Annotated in this window: 17 protein-coding genes and 2 pseudogenes; 15 read left to right on the top strand and 4 right to left on the bottom strand. The window is 45.9% G+C overall.

What is annotated here, in order from left to right; translation table 11 throughout:
• Positions 1-101 precede the first annotated feature (101 nt).
• The 3 genes from HFV01_RS29475 to HFV01_RS29465 all read left to right on the top strand — a co-directional run bounded on the left by HFV01_RS29475 (position 102) and on the right by HFV01_RS29465 (position 2,284).
• Complete coding sequence (locus tag HFV01_RS29475; protein ID WP_006617433.1) at positions 102-467, top strand: ferredoxin thioredoxin reductase catalytic beta subunit; 366 nt, start codon at positions 102-104, stop codon at positions 465-467.
• A gap of 139 nt (positions 468-606) precedes the next feature.
• Positions 607-1,014, top strand: coding sequence for a DUF309 domain-containing protein (locus HFV01_RS29470; protein WP_006622852.1), 408 nt, complete (start codon positions 607-609; stop codon positions 1,012-1,014).
• Positions 1,015-1,207: 193 nt separating this feature from the next.
• Positions 1,208-2,284, top strand: a complete 1,077-nt coding sequence (locus HFV01_RS29465; RefSeq protein ID WP_006670563.1) for a D-alanine--D-alanine ligase family protein — start codon at positions 1,208-1,210, stop codon at positions 2,282-2,284.
• Between the two features lie 126 nt (positions 2,285-2,410).
• Here the strand turns inward: HFV01_RS29465 and HFV01_RS29460 are convergent, their stop codons facing one another.
• The 4 genes and pseudogenes from HFV01_RS29460 to HFV01_RS29445 all read right to left on the bottom strand — a co-directional run bounded on the left by HFV01_RS29460 (position 2,411) and on the right by HFV01_RS29445 (position 6,564).
• Positions 2,411-2,584, bottom strand: a complete 174-nt coding sequence (locus HFV01_RS29460) for a CAB/ELIP/HLIP family chlorophyll-binding protein (RefSeq protein ID WP_006622850.1) — start codon at positions 2,582-2,584, stop codon at positions 2,411-2,413.
• A gap of 200 nt (positions 2,585-2,784) precedes the next feature.
• A pseudogene (locus HFV01_RS32260) lies at positions 2,785-4,505 on the bottom strand (GUN4 domain-containing protein).
• Positions 4,506-4,586: 81 nt separating this feature from the next.
• Positions 4,587-5,867: an ABC transporter substrate-binding protein gene (locus tag HFV01_RS29450; RefSeq protein WP_006622847.1), complete on the bottom strand. Its 1,281-nt coding sequence runs from the start codon at positions 5,865-5,867 to the stop codon at positions 4,587-4,589.
• Between the two features lie 22 nt (positions 5,868-5,889).
• Positions 5,890-6,564 carry a lecithin retinol acyltransferase family protein gene (locus tag HFV01_RS29445; RefSeq protein WP_008056100.1) on the bottom strand — a complete coding sequence of 225 codons (675 nt, stop codon included), beginning with the start codon at positions 6,562-6,564 and terminating at the stop codon, positions 5,890-5,892.
• A gap of 504 nt (positions 6,565-7,068) precedes the next feature.
• On the opposite strand from HFV01_RS29445, the gene HFV01_RS29440 reads away from it, so the two are divergent.
• The 12 genes and pseudogenes from HFV01_RS29440 to HFV01_RS29390 all read left to right on the top strand — a co-directional run bounded on the left by HFV01_RS29440 (position 7,069) and on the right by HFV01_RS29390 (position 15,293).
• Complete coding sequence (locus HFV01_RS29440) at positions 7,069-7,467, top strand: response regulator transcription factor (protein ID WP_006622844.1); 399 nt, start codon at positions 7,069-7,071, stop codon at positions 7,465-7,467.
• An 83-nt stretch (positions 7,468-7,550) separates the two neighbouring features.
• Entirely contained in the window at positions 7,551-7,688 is a 138-nt protein-coding gene (locus HFV01_RS29435) for a hypothetical protein (RefSeq protein ID WP_157234563.1), read from the top strand.
• A gap of 118 nt (positions 7,689-7,806) precedes the next feature.
• Entirely contained in the window at positions 7,807-8,466 is a 660-nt protein-coding gene (locus tag HFV01_RS29430) for a Uma2 family endonuclease (protein ID WP_108615192.1), read from the top strand.
• A 118-nt stretch (positions 8,467-8,584) separates the two neighbouring features.
• Positions 8,585-9,286, top strand: coding sequence for a Uma2 family endonuclease (locus HFV01_RS29425; protein ID WP_318286055.1), 702 nt, complete (start codon positions 8,585-8,587; stop codon positions 9,284-9,286).
• Positions 9,249-9,386, top strand: coding sequence for a hypothetical protein (locus HFV01_RS31540; protein WP_318286054.1), 138 nt, complete (start codon positions 9,249-9,251; stop codon positions 9,384-9,386). The genes HFV01_RS29425 and HFV01_RS31540 overlap by 38 nt, the downstream gene beginning before the upstream one ends.
• A gap of 118 nt (positions 9,387-9,504) precedes the next feature.
• Positions 9,505-10,142 (top strand): annotated as a pseudogene (locus HFV01_RS29420) (Uma2 family endonuclease).
• A 118-nt stretch (positions 10,143-10,260) separates the two neighbouring features.
• A complete protein-coding gene (locus HFV01_RS29415) occupies positions 10,261-11,004 on the top strand; it encodes a Uma2 family endonuclease (RefSeq protein ID WP_193520684.1) in 744 nt (247 codons plus the stop codon).
• Positions 11,005-11,122: 118 nt separating this feature from the next.
• The gene (locus tag HFV01_RS29410; protein WP_318286053.1) at positions 11,123-11,950 is read left to right on the top strand and encodes a Uma2 family endonuclease; all 828 of its coding nucleotides are present in this window, start codon (positions 11,123-11,125) and stop codon (positions 11,948-11,950) included.
• Between the two features lie 118 nt (positions 11,951-12,068).
• Positions 12,069-12,707, top strand: a complete 639-nt coding sequence (locus tag HFV01_RS29405; protein ID WP_006670567.1) for a Uma2 family endonuclease — start codon at positions 12,069-12,071, stop codon at positions 12,705-12,707.
• A 118-nt stretch (positions 12,708-12,825) separates the two neighbouring features.
• The gene (locus HFV01_RS29400) at positions 12,826-13,611 is read left to right on the top strand and encodes a Uma2 family endonuclease (protein WP_108615191.1); all 786 of its coding nucleotides are present in this window, start codon (positions 12,826-12,828) and stop codon (positions 13,609-13,611) included.
• A gap of 118 nt (positions 13,612-13,729) precedes the next feature.
• Positions 13,730-14,494 carry a Uma2 family endonuclease gene (locus HFV01_RS29395; protein ID WP_193520683.1) on the top strand — a complete coding sequence of 255 codons (765 nt, stop codon included), beginning with the start codon at positions 13,730-13,732 and terminating at the stop codon, positions 14,492-14,494.
• Positions 14,495-14,612: 118 nt separating this feature from the next.
• Positions 14,613-15,293, top strand: coding sequence for a Uma2 family endonuclease (locus tag HFV01_RS29390; protein WP_193520682.1), 681 nt, complete (start codon positions 14,613-14,615; stop codon positions 15,291-15,293).
• The last annotated feature ends 80 nt before the right edge of the window (positions 15,294-15,373 follow it).

Genomic DNA, 15,373 nt, shown 5'->3' with positions numbered 1-15,373 from the left:
GACCCATGGAGAAACTTGGCGATCGCCCTAGGTAGAATTTGAACAAGATCCGGTTTTGGGTTAAAATATTAAAAGCGGATTTAGTCAAGAGTGCTTCCATAATGACAGAGCAGATCAACGAAAAACTCTCCACTCCCAAAAGCCTAGAGGCGATGAAGCGATTCGCCGAACAGTATGCTAAACGAACTGGAACCTATTTTTGTGCGGAACCTTCAGTGACAGCCGTAGTGATTGAAGGACTTGCCAAGCATAAGGATGATTTAGGTTCTCCCCTATGTCCCTGCCGCCACTATGAAGATAAAGAGGCAGAGGTCAAAGATGCTTTCTGGAATTGTCCTTGCATCCCTATGCGGGAACGCAAAGAGTGCCATTGTATGCTTTTCTTAACCCCAGATAATGATTTTGCCGGAGATCAGCAAACCATTGAGATGGAAGTGTTAGAAGAAGCCAGAAAAAGCATGGTTTGAGCTACCATATCACCAGTAACTAGGGAACAGGTAAAAGTTATTTTACCCCCCTCTAACTCCCTCTAACTCCCCCTTATTCACAGGGGGATTATATTATTTATGTAATGTCGCGGGTTGTGCTATAGGTAAGGATAAGACAATGGTTAAAGATATTCCTCCTGAGTTTTGGCAAGGAATTAATGAGTTTAATCAAAGGGAATTTTACGCCTGCCATGATACTTTAGAAGCTATCTGGATGGAAGCCGGAGAACCCGAAAAGCGGTTTTATCAAGGCATTTTACAAATTGCTGTTTCTCTGTATCATCTCAGTAATGATAATTGGCAAGGAGCAGTTATTTTGATGGGGGAAGGAATTTCTCGCCTGGGTTACTATCAGCCGAGTTATTTTGATATTAATGTCGAGAAATTAGTGACGGAAACGGCGACCCTATTAAAGGCTTTGCAAGAATCAGGTAAGGAAAATGTGCAGGATTTTAGAGAAGGTTTGGAAAACCATAAAACTGGGATTTTGCCAACCATTGAAATTTTAGATACTACGTCTTTATAGGTTGAGCGTAATGGATTGAAAAACCACTTGGACAACAGCAAGCTGCTCTCAGGAAGATTCTGTTGACTATCAGAAAGAAACTGACGTAATACTGGTTGCCATACACGGTAAAATCAGAAAATATCCCGCCATTAGCTTGGATTTTTCCAGAGATTGTGTCAAAGTGAATCGGGAAATTAGGTTGTAGGGTAATATGACAAAACTCCGGGTTGCACTGTTATTTGGTGGATGTTCGGGAGAGCATGAGGTGTCCATTACCTCGGCTAAGGCGATCGCCAATGCACTCTCTATAGACCCAAACCCCAGTAAATATGAGGTAGTCCCCATATATATAGAAAAAAATGGGGTGTGGCATAGAGGGACCGAGGCGGAAGCGGTTTTAGAGTCGGGTCAACCCCTAACAGTGACAGGGGAAGTGATACCAAGCGATCGCATTCCTGACCCCGCCACTGTAAAGGATATAGACCTTTGGTTTCCCATTCTTCACGGTCCTAATGGGGAAGATGGCACAGTTCAGGGTATGTTAACCTTAATGCAAGTGCCTTATGTGGGTTCGGGAGTTCTCGGTTCTGCGGTTGGTATGGATAAAATCGCCATGAAAATGGCTTTTTCTCAGGCGGGAATTCCGCAAGTGCGTTATCAAGCAGTGCGGCGTAGTCAAGTATGGTCTAACCCCTGTATTTTCCCGAAATTATGCGATGACCTTGATGCGGCTTTGGGTTATCCCTGCTTTGTGAAACCTGCTAATTTAGGGTCTTCTGTTGGCATTTCCAAAGTGCGATCGCGTCAGGAACTCGAAGCGGCTTTAGATGCTGCGGCTACCTATGATCGGCGAATTATTGTGGAAGCAGGAGTCGAAGCCAGAGAACTAGAATGTGCTGTTTTAGGCAATGATTATCCGAAAGCGTCCGTGGTGGGAGAAATTAGCTATAACAGCGATTTCTACGACTACGAAACTAAGTATACTGATGGCAAAGCTAATCTGATGATTCCAGCGCCTATTGATACAGCGATCGCTTCTAAAGTCCGAGATATGGCGATCGAAGCCTTCCTCGCCGTCGATGCTGCTGGACTAGCGCGGGTAGATTTCTTCTATATCGAAAAAACCGGAGAAGTCTTGCTGAATGAAATCAACACCCTCCCCGGTTTTACCGCTTTAAGTATGTATCCGCAACTGTGGTCAGCCACAGGAATCAGCTTTCCAGAATTGGTAAATCAACTCATTGAATTAGCCCTAGAAAGGCATACCCAAGCCGCTGAAGCCCGCTAATTTACTGCCCAAATACCCCCCATAAATCTGCCTTGAAAGACCTGGTAAGGTGGTAATCATCCCCCCCCCTTAGCTGGGGGGGTTAGTGGTCGTTAAATCGCCGGATTCAGGGCGGAAAATCGCAATTTAGCTTAACCCTAGCCAAGCTAGTAGTCCCTGTTTGGTGAAATATTCGATCGCCAAAGTAATCACAAACCCAATCATCGCCGCGCGACCATTGAGGCGTTCCGAATAGGAGTTAAACCCAAATTTGGGTTCTTGTAAGTTGGGGGTTGTAGTTGGTTGAGGGGTTTCTGTCATTAGATGTTGAGTCCTGAGAGCATCACATTCAATTATAATATAATAATTTGTGTCTTGGCGACAGAGAACAGACAAACATAGAGGGGGAGGATAGAATAACCCATCAATAGATAGTCATTATTAGGATGATTAGATTTAACTATATCCCATCAGGTGATCAAACAAAAATCGGGAGCCAACCACACCCCCACCGCAGCCGATTAAATTAAACCACAGTCTTTTAGTCGTTGGGTGATGGTTTCCAAGTGTAGCCACCATTTACCCCCATTCATTACCCAAATGCGGGTGGGAAGGTGTCCTGTAGGAATATTCAAATTATAGCGAAAGCCGAGTGAGGGGTCGTGTCCGATAGACTTTAGCCAACCGACGCGATCGCAAAATTTCCCATAGTCTGACTCTTCCTGTAGATAAATTTGGGCTTGAATACTAAACCCAAAGCGATGATTACTATACTTAACCCATAAGTTATCTAAGATGGTCAAATCTTCACAAGGTAACTTATTCAAATCGCTATAATGTAAGTAGGGTCGTCCGCCTTTACCTAACGCGCGACATAACATAATCCAGGTTTCTCGGTCAGCTTTTCGCCATCTATGGGTCGCTAATAATTTCTGTAACTGTCCATAGTCTCCACCCCTCTCGGAAGCCAAATATTCATCATCTGGGGGTTGAGTTAAGGCGGGTATGATTCGCCCTAACATTGCCTGAAAATTATCCTTTAAATTGTCAGTTAAATTCGCGGGTTCCGATGATGGGGGGGAGGTTTTATGCTTCCTAGTTTTTGAGGCTTTATGGGCGGTTTTAGGTGGGGACTGAGGTTTGAGAACTTTCTGGGTGGGAGGGGAGGTCTTGGGGGGTGATGTGGAGATAGCCGCTAACACTTCCATGCCGCCGAATTATAGCGCTGTAGGATTTGATTATTGACTAATTTATCAAGGACTTTTCCTAATTTATCGCTAACCATACGTTCGGGAGATAAAAAATCGCGCCAAACCCATTTTTCGAGGACGGTATCATATAAATCCCAGGGGGAAACTCCGGTAAGTAAATATAAACAAGTTGCGCCTAAACTATATAAATCACTAGCTGGAAATACTCGCCCGCGAGTTTGTTCTGGTGCCATAAATTCGGGGCTACCGATAATAGTTCCTGTGCGACTAATGGTGGTGGCTGTTAGTAACTTAGCCACGCCAAAATCAATTAATACTATCAGACCATTTTCGATTATTTGAGATTCCGAATTTATCGATTTTCCCGAGGGTCGAGGGGGTGGCGGCGGTAATGGTACAGGGCGATCGCGAATTGACTTTGAGGATAAATTACCTATCGCTGCACTGGTGCGAGTTTCCCCTATGGTATCTGGGTTATTAAAACCTATGGGAGAGGGTGGTAAAGGGTGTCTAAGACTGCGACGAATGAGGTTAGCTGGCTTGATGTCTCGGTGAATAATATCGCGATCGTGAACAAATTTAAGCACTGGTAATAAATCTCGTAATATCTGCCAAATTTTGGGTTCATCAAATAATCCATCGTGTTCAAATTCTTGTAATAACGTTTTCCCCGGAATATACTCTTGAACTAATAGCAAAAGTTGATGTTCTTCAAAATAAGCTAATAGCCGGGGAATTTGAGGATGTTCCCCCAAACAATCTAAGCGCACCGCCTCTTGATTAAATAACTTGACAGCATGATTATAGCTGGCATTTTTTTCGGGAAAATCAAACTCTTTAATTACACAATGAGGATGGGATGGTCTGCTTTCATCTCTCGCCAAAAAAGTCCGACCAAATCCTCCTTGTCCAATGGGCTGTAGGGGGCGATAACGGTTGTGTAACAACAGGGAAAATCCACAACTCTGACAGTATTTTTCCTGGTCAGAATTTTGGGGTTGTAAACACTTGGGGTTAATACAATAACTCATGTTTTTGTGGGTGTTAACAGCATTTTCTAATCAGGCAATTTATCCAAATTTACGGCGGGACGGGAAAATTTCGGCTGTCGGTTATAACGCTAGTCTCAGGCGGTTTTGAGAGGCTTTGAGGGCGGACTGGGGCGATTGTCCTAATAGTGTAGCCTCGATCGCTCTACCCAAATTTTCGGAAATGCGACTATATCCCGCAATATTCGGACGAGATACCGCCCAATTCATCTGCTGTAAAAAGACATTCAAAGCTGGTTGTTTAGCCACATATTCTTGATAACGGGGGTCAAGGCGAGTTGTTAAATTAATCGGCAAATATCCGGTTCCTAAACTCCACTCCGTTTGAAATTCCGATCCGACTACATATTCGAGAAACTCTAAGGCGGCTTTTTCTCGGTCTGGGGTGGTTTTCATCACAAACAAATTTTCACCCCCAACTACCGCCGCCTGTTGATTTTCCGCCGGAATAGGAAACACTCCATAATCAATACCAATTTGGTCGAGATAACCTAAAGTCCAAGGTCCGGTAATTTGCATCGCTACCCTACCAGAAATAAAGTTATCCTGTTCATAACCTCTTTCCGGTGCGGAGAGAATTGCTGAACCATCTTCTATCAAATTTGACCAAAATTCTAAGGCGGCGATCGCCCCAGGATTAACTAAATTGGCTTCACCATTTCTGACTAATTCTCCACCCGCACTATACATAAATGGTAGCCAGGTAAATACCGTCCATTCCCCTTTACCTAGGGGTAATACTATCCCATACTTCTCCCCTGCTGCTGTCAATTTGGCGGCGGTTTCTCGGAACTCTGACCAAGTGGAAGGTATGGTCTCAATTCCGGCGGCTGCAAATAAACTCGGACGATAAAAAATGGCTGTATTATTAGTTGCCATAGGTACAGACCAAATCTGATTTTCTAATTCCATTCCTGTCCATAAAGCCGGATCAATTTCTGCCTTTACCGGGGAGTTATTTAACCAATCTTGAATCGGTTTAATGGCATCTAGTTCTACCAGTTGACCTGTAATAATTGGTGTATACCATAAAATATCTGGCGGCGCATTTCCGACTACTGCGGTTAAGATTTTCGGCATTTGTTGATCAGGTTGACCTATATAAAGCGCTTCTACCTGAATATGGGGATGGTCTTGATTAAAGCGATCGACTAACTTTTGGAAAACATCCCGGTTGGGTGGGGGATTAATTCCATGCCACAAAGTTAGGTTAATCACTCCCTCTGTTGTCGGGGGTTGAAATTGACAACCACCCACTAATATACATAAACCTAAAATTAGGACAATTTTACTCCACCATTTTAACGGGCTACTTGAACGGTGATTATCTGGAGATTTTGCCATGGTTTTATGCCTCGTTTTTGGGCTACAGTTGGGTTTGTTGTTGTACTAAATCTTCAGTCAGAGTTGCTAGTTTTTTTAAGTCCGCTTCTAATTCCCGCGCCCTTTGTTTATAGGTTTGTTTACGTTTTAGTGCCTCCCTGGCTAGGTCTTCCCGGTTTTGCTTCATGGCGTTAATTGCTACTTGATGCCAGGATTTCATTTCGGCTAAGGCTTCTTGATATTGGGGTTGAATATCATTCCACGCGGTTCTAATATCGGTTAAGGCATTATTAATTAACTGCGGTAAATTATCGTTGGGCGCTGTTCGTAAGGCTTTGGCGATCGGGTCCTCTAAACTGTCAACATTTATATGGTTGATGACTGGAATAAAATCACGAATTTGTCGGCTATCACTCACTCCGGTTACACACCAGGTGGCAAAATGTTCACAGTTATTAAATAGTAGATTATATTTGCGTTCCCCTAGCCTACTTTCTCCCCTTTGTATGGTGGTCTCGGGAATATAGCGGACTGGATAACTGCGAATATAAACTGGTTTACCTTTGCTAAAAGTTCTCAAGGATGTTCGTTCAATGGTTTCGCTGGGTTTGCGGTAATGGATAACTGTCCCGTCTCCACAGTCAATACCGTGATGTTCGTAGACTCCATCCATATTCAGAAATTCCCGGTAAACATAAATCTGATCTCCTCGCGCCATAGGACTCCACCTAACAAACCATTATCCTTCATAGTTTGACATAATTTAGTTGAGTTGACAGCGAATTGGTGATTATACCACAAACAGTGAAAACAGTCAACTGCGATCGCCTCATTTACTGGGGGATTTCCTCAACAATATACTATCAGGGAGGTGATTTAGATTCGAGGGTTAACCGTCAAGACTTGGTTAACAAGATTATACCATTAAATAAATCTTTAGTTTTGACAGGGAATCATTGTTATATAATGGGAGGAAAGGCTTTTGACATTATACTTAAACTTTTGAACAGGTCAAGGGCTGAATACGCCCATTGACAAACCATCAAAGGGCGCGAGTCCCTCAGTGAATTGATGAGGTAAGCCAGTCGGGTAATTTTGGCCAGTCCATAGAGTTTTTTGGTATATAGGCGATCGCCATAATTGGGCTGCACAAAGCTAATATTTCACTCTATTATATTATTGAATTTAACCCAGATTTCAATAAGCATCAAGGAGAATAATTATGTGTCTTAATGAAACCTCCCCAGCTACCATTCTCGCAGTGGATGATAGTCTAGTAATCCAAAAAATGGTGCGACAAACCCTAGGGGAAAATTATCGAATTTTAGTAGCCAGCAATACCCTAGAAGCCTTGGGACAATTACATCATGATTCGATTGATTTAATGTTGTTAGATATTGCTATGCCGGGTGTAGATGGCTTAGAATTATGTCGAATTATTAGGCGGACTCCCCATTTAGAAAAGTTACCGATTATCATGTTAACTGCTAGGGATACTGTCTGCGATAAAATTGAAGGGCGTTTAGCCGGCGCTACTGAATATTTAACTAAACCTTTTGACCCAGAACAACTACAAATAACTGTGCATAAAATTCTGACTGTAGCCGGACAAATGCAGTAGTTACATAGAGATACTTATCAATATATACTAAGTAATAAGTCGCCCCCAAAATGGGGGTTAAGGCGGGTTGATTAATATGGTAGGTGGTCAATGTAATTAACAGCTTTAGCCTCCCGCATCATCATATCATTATCCATTACCCTAAATCCCCCTGCCAAAAAGAACGCGATCGCGCCTTGGCGAAACTCCGGGAATTGGGTATCGATCCAGAAACCCTCTGATAATTGTGAGCAAAAGTTCCTCTCCCTCTCTGGGATTCAGATTGAGGGCGAGGGCTGATTCCACAACCGTTCTAGGGTCGCTATATAATAGGTGAATATTGATTCATCCGGGTACTGAATGATGGTTCAAACTCCTATCCCCCCTCATATCCTCTACCCCGACTCTGATGGTAAACCGATGGCGGAAAATACCCTCCAGTATGGCTGGATTGTGCGGCTAGTCAGCAACCTTAAACAACTTCTCAAGTCACAAGTGGCTTTTGTGGCGGGGGATTTACTCTGGTATCCCGTCCAGGTAGAACGTCCCCCCGTCCCCAGACAAGCCCCTGATGCGATGGTGGTGTTAGGTCGTCCTGATGGCGCGCGCGGTAGTTATAAACAGTGGGAAGAAGACAACATTCCGCCGCAAGTGGTGTTTGAGATCCTCTCTCCCAGTAACACCATGAGCGAAATGGCTGCCAAACAACAATTTTATCAACAGTATGGCGTGCTGGAGATGTATTTTTATAATCCCCAATCCCATAATTTTTGGGGTTTTCAACGGGCTACCCCCGAAGATAGCTTGGTGTTAATTACCCCCCTAGATTTCCCCTGGACTTCCCCACTGTTGAACATTCGCTTTGAACTGTTTGATGATGGTTTAGCTGTGTATCATCCTAATGGGGAATTGTTCAAAGAACCGGGGGATTTGTTTGATGAACGCGATCGCGCACAACAAGAACGCGATCGCGCCTTTGCGAAACTCCGGGAATTGGGTATCGATCCAGAAACCCTCTGATAATTGTGAGCAAAAGTTCCTCTCCCTCTCTGGGATTCACATTGAGGGCGAGGGCTGATTCCACAACCGTTCTAGGGTCGCTATATAATAGGTGAATATTGATTCATCCGGGTACTGAATGATGGTTCAAACTCCTATCCCCCCTCATATCCTCTACCCCGACTCTGATGGTAAACCGATGGCGGAAAATACCCTCCAGTATGGCTGGATTGTGCGGCTAGTCAGCAACCTTAAACAACTTCTCAAGTCACAGGTAGCTTTTGTGGCGGGGGATTTACTCTGGTATCCCGTCCAGGTAGAACGTCCCCCCGCTCCCAGACAAGCCCCTGATGCGATGGTGGTGTTAGGTCGTCCTGATGGCGCGCGCGGTAGTTATAAACAGTGGGAAGAAGACAACATTCCGCCGCAAGTGGTGTTTGAGATCCTCTCTCCCAGTAACACCATGAGCGAAATGGCTGCCAAACAACAATTTTATCAACAGTATGGCGTGCTGGAGATGTATTTTTATAATCCCCAATCCCATAATTTTTGGGGTTTTCAACGGGCTACCCCCGAAGATAGCTTGGTGTTAATTACCCCCCTAGATTTCCCCTGGACTTCCCCACTGTTGAACATTCGCTTTGAACTGTTTGATGATGGTTTAGCTGTGTATCATCCTAATGGGGAATTGTTCAAAGAACCGGGGGATTTGTTTGATGAACGCGATCGCGCACAACAAGAACGCAATGAGGCACAACAACAACGGGATAAGGCAAAACAAGAACGCGATCAACAAGAACGCAATGAGGCACAACAGGGAGGCAAAACAAGAACGCAATGAGGCAAAACAAGAACGCAAGGCAAAAGAGGAGGCACAACAAGAACGCGATCGCGCCTTAGCGAAACTCCGGGAATTGGGTATCGATCCAGAAACCCTCTGATAATTGTGAGCAAAAGTTCCTGTCCCTCTCTGGGATTCAGATTGAGGGCGAGGGCTGATTCCACAACCGTTCTAGGGTCGCTATATAATAGGTGAATATTGATTCATCCGGGTACTGAATGATGGTTCAAACTCCTATCCCCCCTCATATCCTCTACCCCGACTCTGATGGTAAACCGATGGCGGAAAATACCCTCCAGTATGGCTGGATTGTCCGGCTAGTCAGCAACCTTAAACAACTTCTCAAGTCACAGGTAGCTTTTGTGGCGGGGGATTTACTCTGGTATCCCGTCCAGGTAGAACGTCCCCCGCTCCCAGACAAGCCCCTGATGCGATGGTGGTGTTAGGTCGTCCTGATGGCGCGCGCGGTAGTTATAAACAGTGGGAAGAAGACAACATTCCGCCGCAAGTGGTGTTTGAGATCCTCTCTCCCAGTAACACCATGAGCGAAATGGCTGCCAAACAACAATTTTATCAACAGTATGGCGTGCTGGAGATGTATTTTTATAATCCCCAATCCCATAATTTTTGGGGTTTTCAACGGGCTACCCCCGAAGATAGCTTGGTGTTAATTACCCCCCTAGATTTCCCCTGGACTTCTCCACTGTTGAACATTCGCTTTGAGCTGTTTGATGATGGTTTAGCTGTGTATCATCCTAATGGGGAATTGTTCAAAGAACCGGGGGATTTGTTTGATGAACGCGATCGCGCCTTTGCGAAACTCCGGGAATTGGGTATCGATCCAGAAACCCTCTGATAATTGTGAGCAAAAGTTCCTCTCCCTCTCTGGGATTCAGATTGAGGGCGAGGGCTGATTCCACAACCGTTCTAGGGTCGCTATATAATAGGTGAATATTGATTCATCCGGGTACTGAATGATGGTTCAAACTCCTATCCCCCCTCATATCCTCTACCCCGACTCTGATGGTAAACCGATGGCGGAAAATACCCTCCAGTATGGCTGGATTGTGCGGCTAGTCAGCAACCTTAAACAACTTCTCAAGTCACAAGTGGCTTTTGTGGCGGGGGATTTACTCTGGTATCCCGTCCAGGTAGAACGTCCCCCCGTCCCCAGACAAGCCCCTGATGCGATGGTGGTGTTAGGTCGTCCTGATGGCGCGCGCGGTAGTTATAAACAGTGGGAAGAAGACAACATTCCGCCGCAAGTGGTGTTTGAGATCCTCTCTCCCAGTAACACCATGAGCGAAATGGCTGCCAAACAACAATTTTATCAACAGTATGGCGTGCTGGAGATGTATTTTTATAATCCCCAATCCCATAATTTTTGGGGTTTTCAACGGGCTACCCCCGAAGATAGCTTGGTGTTAATTACCCCCCTAGATTTCCCCTGGACTTCTCCACTGTTGAACATTCGCTTTGAGCTGTTTGATGATGGTTTAGCTGTGTATCATCCTAATGGGGAATTGTTCAAAGAACCGGGGGATTTGTTTGATGAACGCGATCGCGCACAACAAGAACGCAATGAGGCACAACAACAACGGGATAAGGCAAAACAAGAACGCGATCGCGCACAACAAGAACGCAATGAGGCAAAACAAGAACGCGATCGCGCCTTAGCGAAACTCCGGGAATTGGGTATCGATCCAGAAACCCTCTGATAATTGTGAGCAAAAGTTCCTCTCCCTCTCTGGGATTCACATTGAGGGCGAGGGCTGATTCCACAACCGTTCTAGGGTCGCTATATAATAGGTGAATATTGATTCATCCGGGTACTGAATGATGGTTCAAACTCCTATCCCCCCTCATATCCTCTACCCCGACTCTGATGGTAAACCGATGGCGGAAAATACCCTCCAGTATGGCTGGATTGTGCGGCTAGTCAGCAACCTTAAACAACTTCTCAAGTCACAGGTAGCTTTTGTGGCGGGGGATTTACTCTGGTATCCCGTCCAGGTAGAACGTCCCCCCGCTCCCAGACAAGCCCCTGATGCGATGGTGGTGTTAGGTCGTCCTGATGGCGCGCGCGGTAGTTATAAACAGTGGGAAGAAGACAACATTCCGCCGCAAGTGGTGTTTGAAATCCTCTCTCCCAGTAACACCATGAGCGAAATGGCTGCCAAACAACAATTTTATCAACAGTATGGCGTGCTGGAGATGTATTTTTATAATCCCCAATCCCATAATTTTTGGGGTTTTCAACGGGCTACCCCCGAAGATAGCTTGGTGTTAATTACCCCCCTAGATTTCCCCTGGACTTCCCCACTGTTGAACATTCGCTTTGAACTGTTTGATGATGGTTTAGCTGTGTATCATCCTAATGGGGAATTGTTCAAAGAACCGGGGGATTTGTTTGATGAACGCGATCGCGCACAACAAGAACGCAATGAGGCACAACAACAACGGGATAAGGCAAAACAAGAACGCGATCGCGCACAACAAGAACGCAATGAGGCACAACAACAACGGGATAAGGCAAAACAAGAACGCAATGAGGCAAAACAAGAACGCAATGAGGCAAAACAAGAACGGGATAAGGCACAACAAGAACGCGATCGCGCCTTAGCGAAACTCCGGGAATTGGGTATCGATCCAGAAACCCTCTGATAATTGTGAGCAAAAGTTCCTGTCCCTCTCTGGGATTCAGATTGAGGGCGAGGGCTGATTCCACAACCGTTCTAGGGTCGCTATATAATAGGTGAATATTGATTCATCCGGGTACTGAATGATGGTTCAAACTCCTATCCCCCCTCATATCCTCTACCCCGACTCTGATGGTAAACCGATGGCGGAAAATACCCTCCAGTATGGCTGGATTGTCCGGCTAGTCAGCAACCTTAAACAACTTCTCAAGTCACAGGTAGCTTTTGTGGCGGGGGATTTACTCTGGTATCCCGTCCAGGTAGAACGTCCCCCCGCTCCCAGACAAGCCCCTGATGCGATGGTGGTGTTAGGTCGTCCTGATGGCGCGCGCGGTAGTTATAAACAGTGGGAAGAAGACAACATTCCGCCGCAAGTGGTGTTTGAGATCCTCTCTCCCAGTAACACCATGAGCGAAATGGCTGCCAAACAACAATTTTATCAACAGTATGGCGTGCTGGAGATGTATTTTTATAATCCCCAATCCCATAATTTTTGGGGTTTTCAACGGGCTACCCCCGAAGATAGCTTGGTGTTAATTACCCCCCTAGATTTCCCCTGGACTTCTCCACTGTTGAACATTCGCTTTGAGCTGTTTGATGATGGTTTAGCTGTGTATCATCCTAATGGGGAATTGTTCAAAGAACCGGGGGATTTGTTTGATGAACGCGATCGCGCCTTTGCGAAACTCCGGGAATTGGGTATCGATCCAGAAACCCTCTGATAATTGTGAGCAAAAGTTCCTGTCCCTCTCTGGGATTCAGATTGAGGGCGAGGGCTGATTCCACAACCGTTCTAGGGTCGCTATATAATAGGTGAATATTGATTCATCCGGGTACTGAATGATGGTTCAAACTCCTATCCCCCCTCATATCCTCTACCCCGACTCTGATGGTAAACCGATGGCGGAAAATACCCTCCAGTATGGCTGGATTGTCCGGCTAGTGAGCAACCTTAAACAACTTCTCAAGTCACAAGTGGCTTTTGTGGCGGGGGATTTACTCTGGTATCCCGTCCAGGTAGAACGTCCCCCCGTTCCCAGACAAGCCCCTGATGCGATGGTGGTGTTAGGTCGTCCTGATGGCGCGCGCGGTAGTTATAAACAGTGGGAAGAAGACAACATTCCGCCGCAAGTGGTGTTTGAAATCCTCTCTCCCAGTAACACCATGAGCGAAATGGCTGCCAAACAACAATTTTATCAACAGTATGGCGTGCTGGAGATGTATTTTTATAATCCCCAATCCCATAATTTTTGGGGTTTTCAACGGGCTACCCCCGAAGATAGCTTGGTGTTAATTACCCCCCTAGATTTCCCCTGGACTTCTCCACTGTTGAACATTCGCTTTGAGCTGTTTGATGATGGTTTAGCTGTGTATCACCCTAATGGGGAATTGTTCAAAGAACCGGGGGATTTGTTTGATGAACGCGATCGCGCACAACAAGAACGCAATGAGGCACAACAAGAACGCAATGAGGCAAAACAAGAACGGGATAAGGCAAAACAAGAACGCGATCGCGCACAACAAGAACGCAATGAGGCAAAACAAGAACGGGATAAGGCACAACAAGAACGCGATCGCGCCTTAGCGAAACTCCGGGAATTGGGTATCGATCCAGAAACCCTCTGATAATTGTGAGCAAAAGTTCCTGTCCCTCTCTGGGATTCAGATTGAGGGCGAGGGCTGATTCCACAACCGTTCTAGGGTCGCTATATAATAGGTGAATATTGATTCATCCGGGTACTGAATGATGGTTCAAACTCCTATCCCCCCTCATATCCTCTACCCCGACTCTGATGGTAAACCGATGGCGGAAAATACCCTCCAGTATGGCTGGATTGTCCGGCTAGTGAGCAACCTTAAACAACTTCTCAAGTCACAAGTGGCTTTTGTGGCGGGGGATTTACTCTGGTATCCCGTCCAGGTAGAACGTCCCCCCGTTCCCAGACAAGCCCCTGATGCGATGGTGGTGTTAGGTCGTCCTGATGGCGCGCGCGGTAGTTATAAACAGTGGGAAGAAGACAACATTCCGCCGCAAGTGGTGTTTGAAATCCTCTCTCCCAGTAACACCATGAGCGAAATGGCTGCCAAACAACAATTTTATCAACAGTATGGCGTGCTGGAGATGTATTTTTATAATCCCCAATCCCATAATTTTTGGGGTTTTCAACGGGCTACCCCCGAAGATAGCTTGGTGTTAATTACCCCCCTAGATTTCCCCTGGACTTCCCCACTGTTGAACATTCGCTTTGAGCTTTTTGATGATGGTTTAGCAGTGTATCACCCTAATGGGGAATTGTTCAAAGAACCGGGGGATTTGTTTGATGAACGCGATCGCGCACAACAAGAACGCAATGAGGCAAAACAAGAACGCAATGAGGCAAAACAAGAACGGGATAAGGCAAAACAAGAACGCGATCGCGCACAACAAGAACGCAATGAGGCACAACAACAACGCGATCGCGCCTTTGCGAAACTCCGGGAATTGGGTATCGATCCAGAAACCCTCTGATAATTGTGAGCAAAAGTTCCTGTCCCTCTCTGGGATTCAGATTGAGGGCGAGGGCTGATTCCACAACCGTTCTAGGGTCGCTATATAATAGGTGAATATTGATTCATCCGGGTACTGAATGATGGTTCAAACTCCTATCCCCCCTCATATCCTCTACCCCGACTCTGATGGTAAACCGATGGCGGAAAATACCCTCCAGTATGGCTGGATTGTCCGGCTAGTGAGCAACCTTAAACAACTTCTCAAGTCACAAGTGGCTTTTGTGGCGGGGGATTTACTCTGGTATCCCGTCCAGGTAGAACGTCCCCCCGTTCCCAGACAAGCCCCTGATGCGATGGTGGTGTTAGGTCGTCCTGATGGCGCGCGCGGTAGTTATAAACAGTGGGAAGAAGACAACATTCCGCCGCAAGTGGTGTTTGAAATCCTCTCTCCCAGTAACACCATGAGCGAAATGGCTGCCAAACAACAATTTTATCAACAGTATGGCGTGCTGGAGATGTATTTTTATAATCCCCAATCCCATAATTTTTGGGGTTTTCAACGGGCTACCCCCGAAGATAGCTTGGTGTTAATTACCCCCCTAGATTTCCCCTGGACTTCTCCACTGTTGAACATTCGCTTTGAGCTGTTTGATGATGGTTTAGCTGTGTATCACCCTAATGGGGAATTGTTCAAAGAACCGGGGGATTTGTTTGATGAACGCGATCGCGCACAACAAGAACGCAATGAGGCACAACAAGAACGCGATCGCGCCTTTGCGAAACTCCGGGAATTGGGTATCGATCCAGAAACCCTCTGATAATTGTGAGCAAAAGTTCCTGTCCCTCTCTGGGATTCAGATTGAGGGCGAGGGCTGATTCCACAACCGTTCTAGGGTCG

The sequence above is a fragment of the Limnospira fusiformis SAG 85.79 genome (assembly GCF_012516315.1).
GTDB lineage: Bacteria > Cyanobacteriota > Cyanobacteriia > Cyanobacteriales > Microcoleaceae > Limnospira > Limnospira fusiformis.
This window is presented reverse-complemented; position numbering and strand designations above follow the sequence as displayed.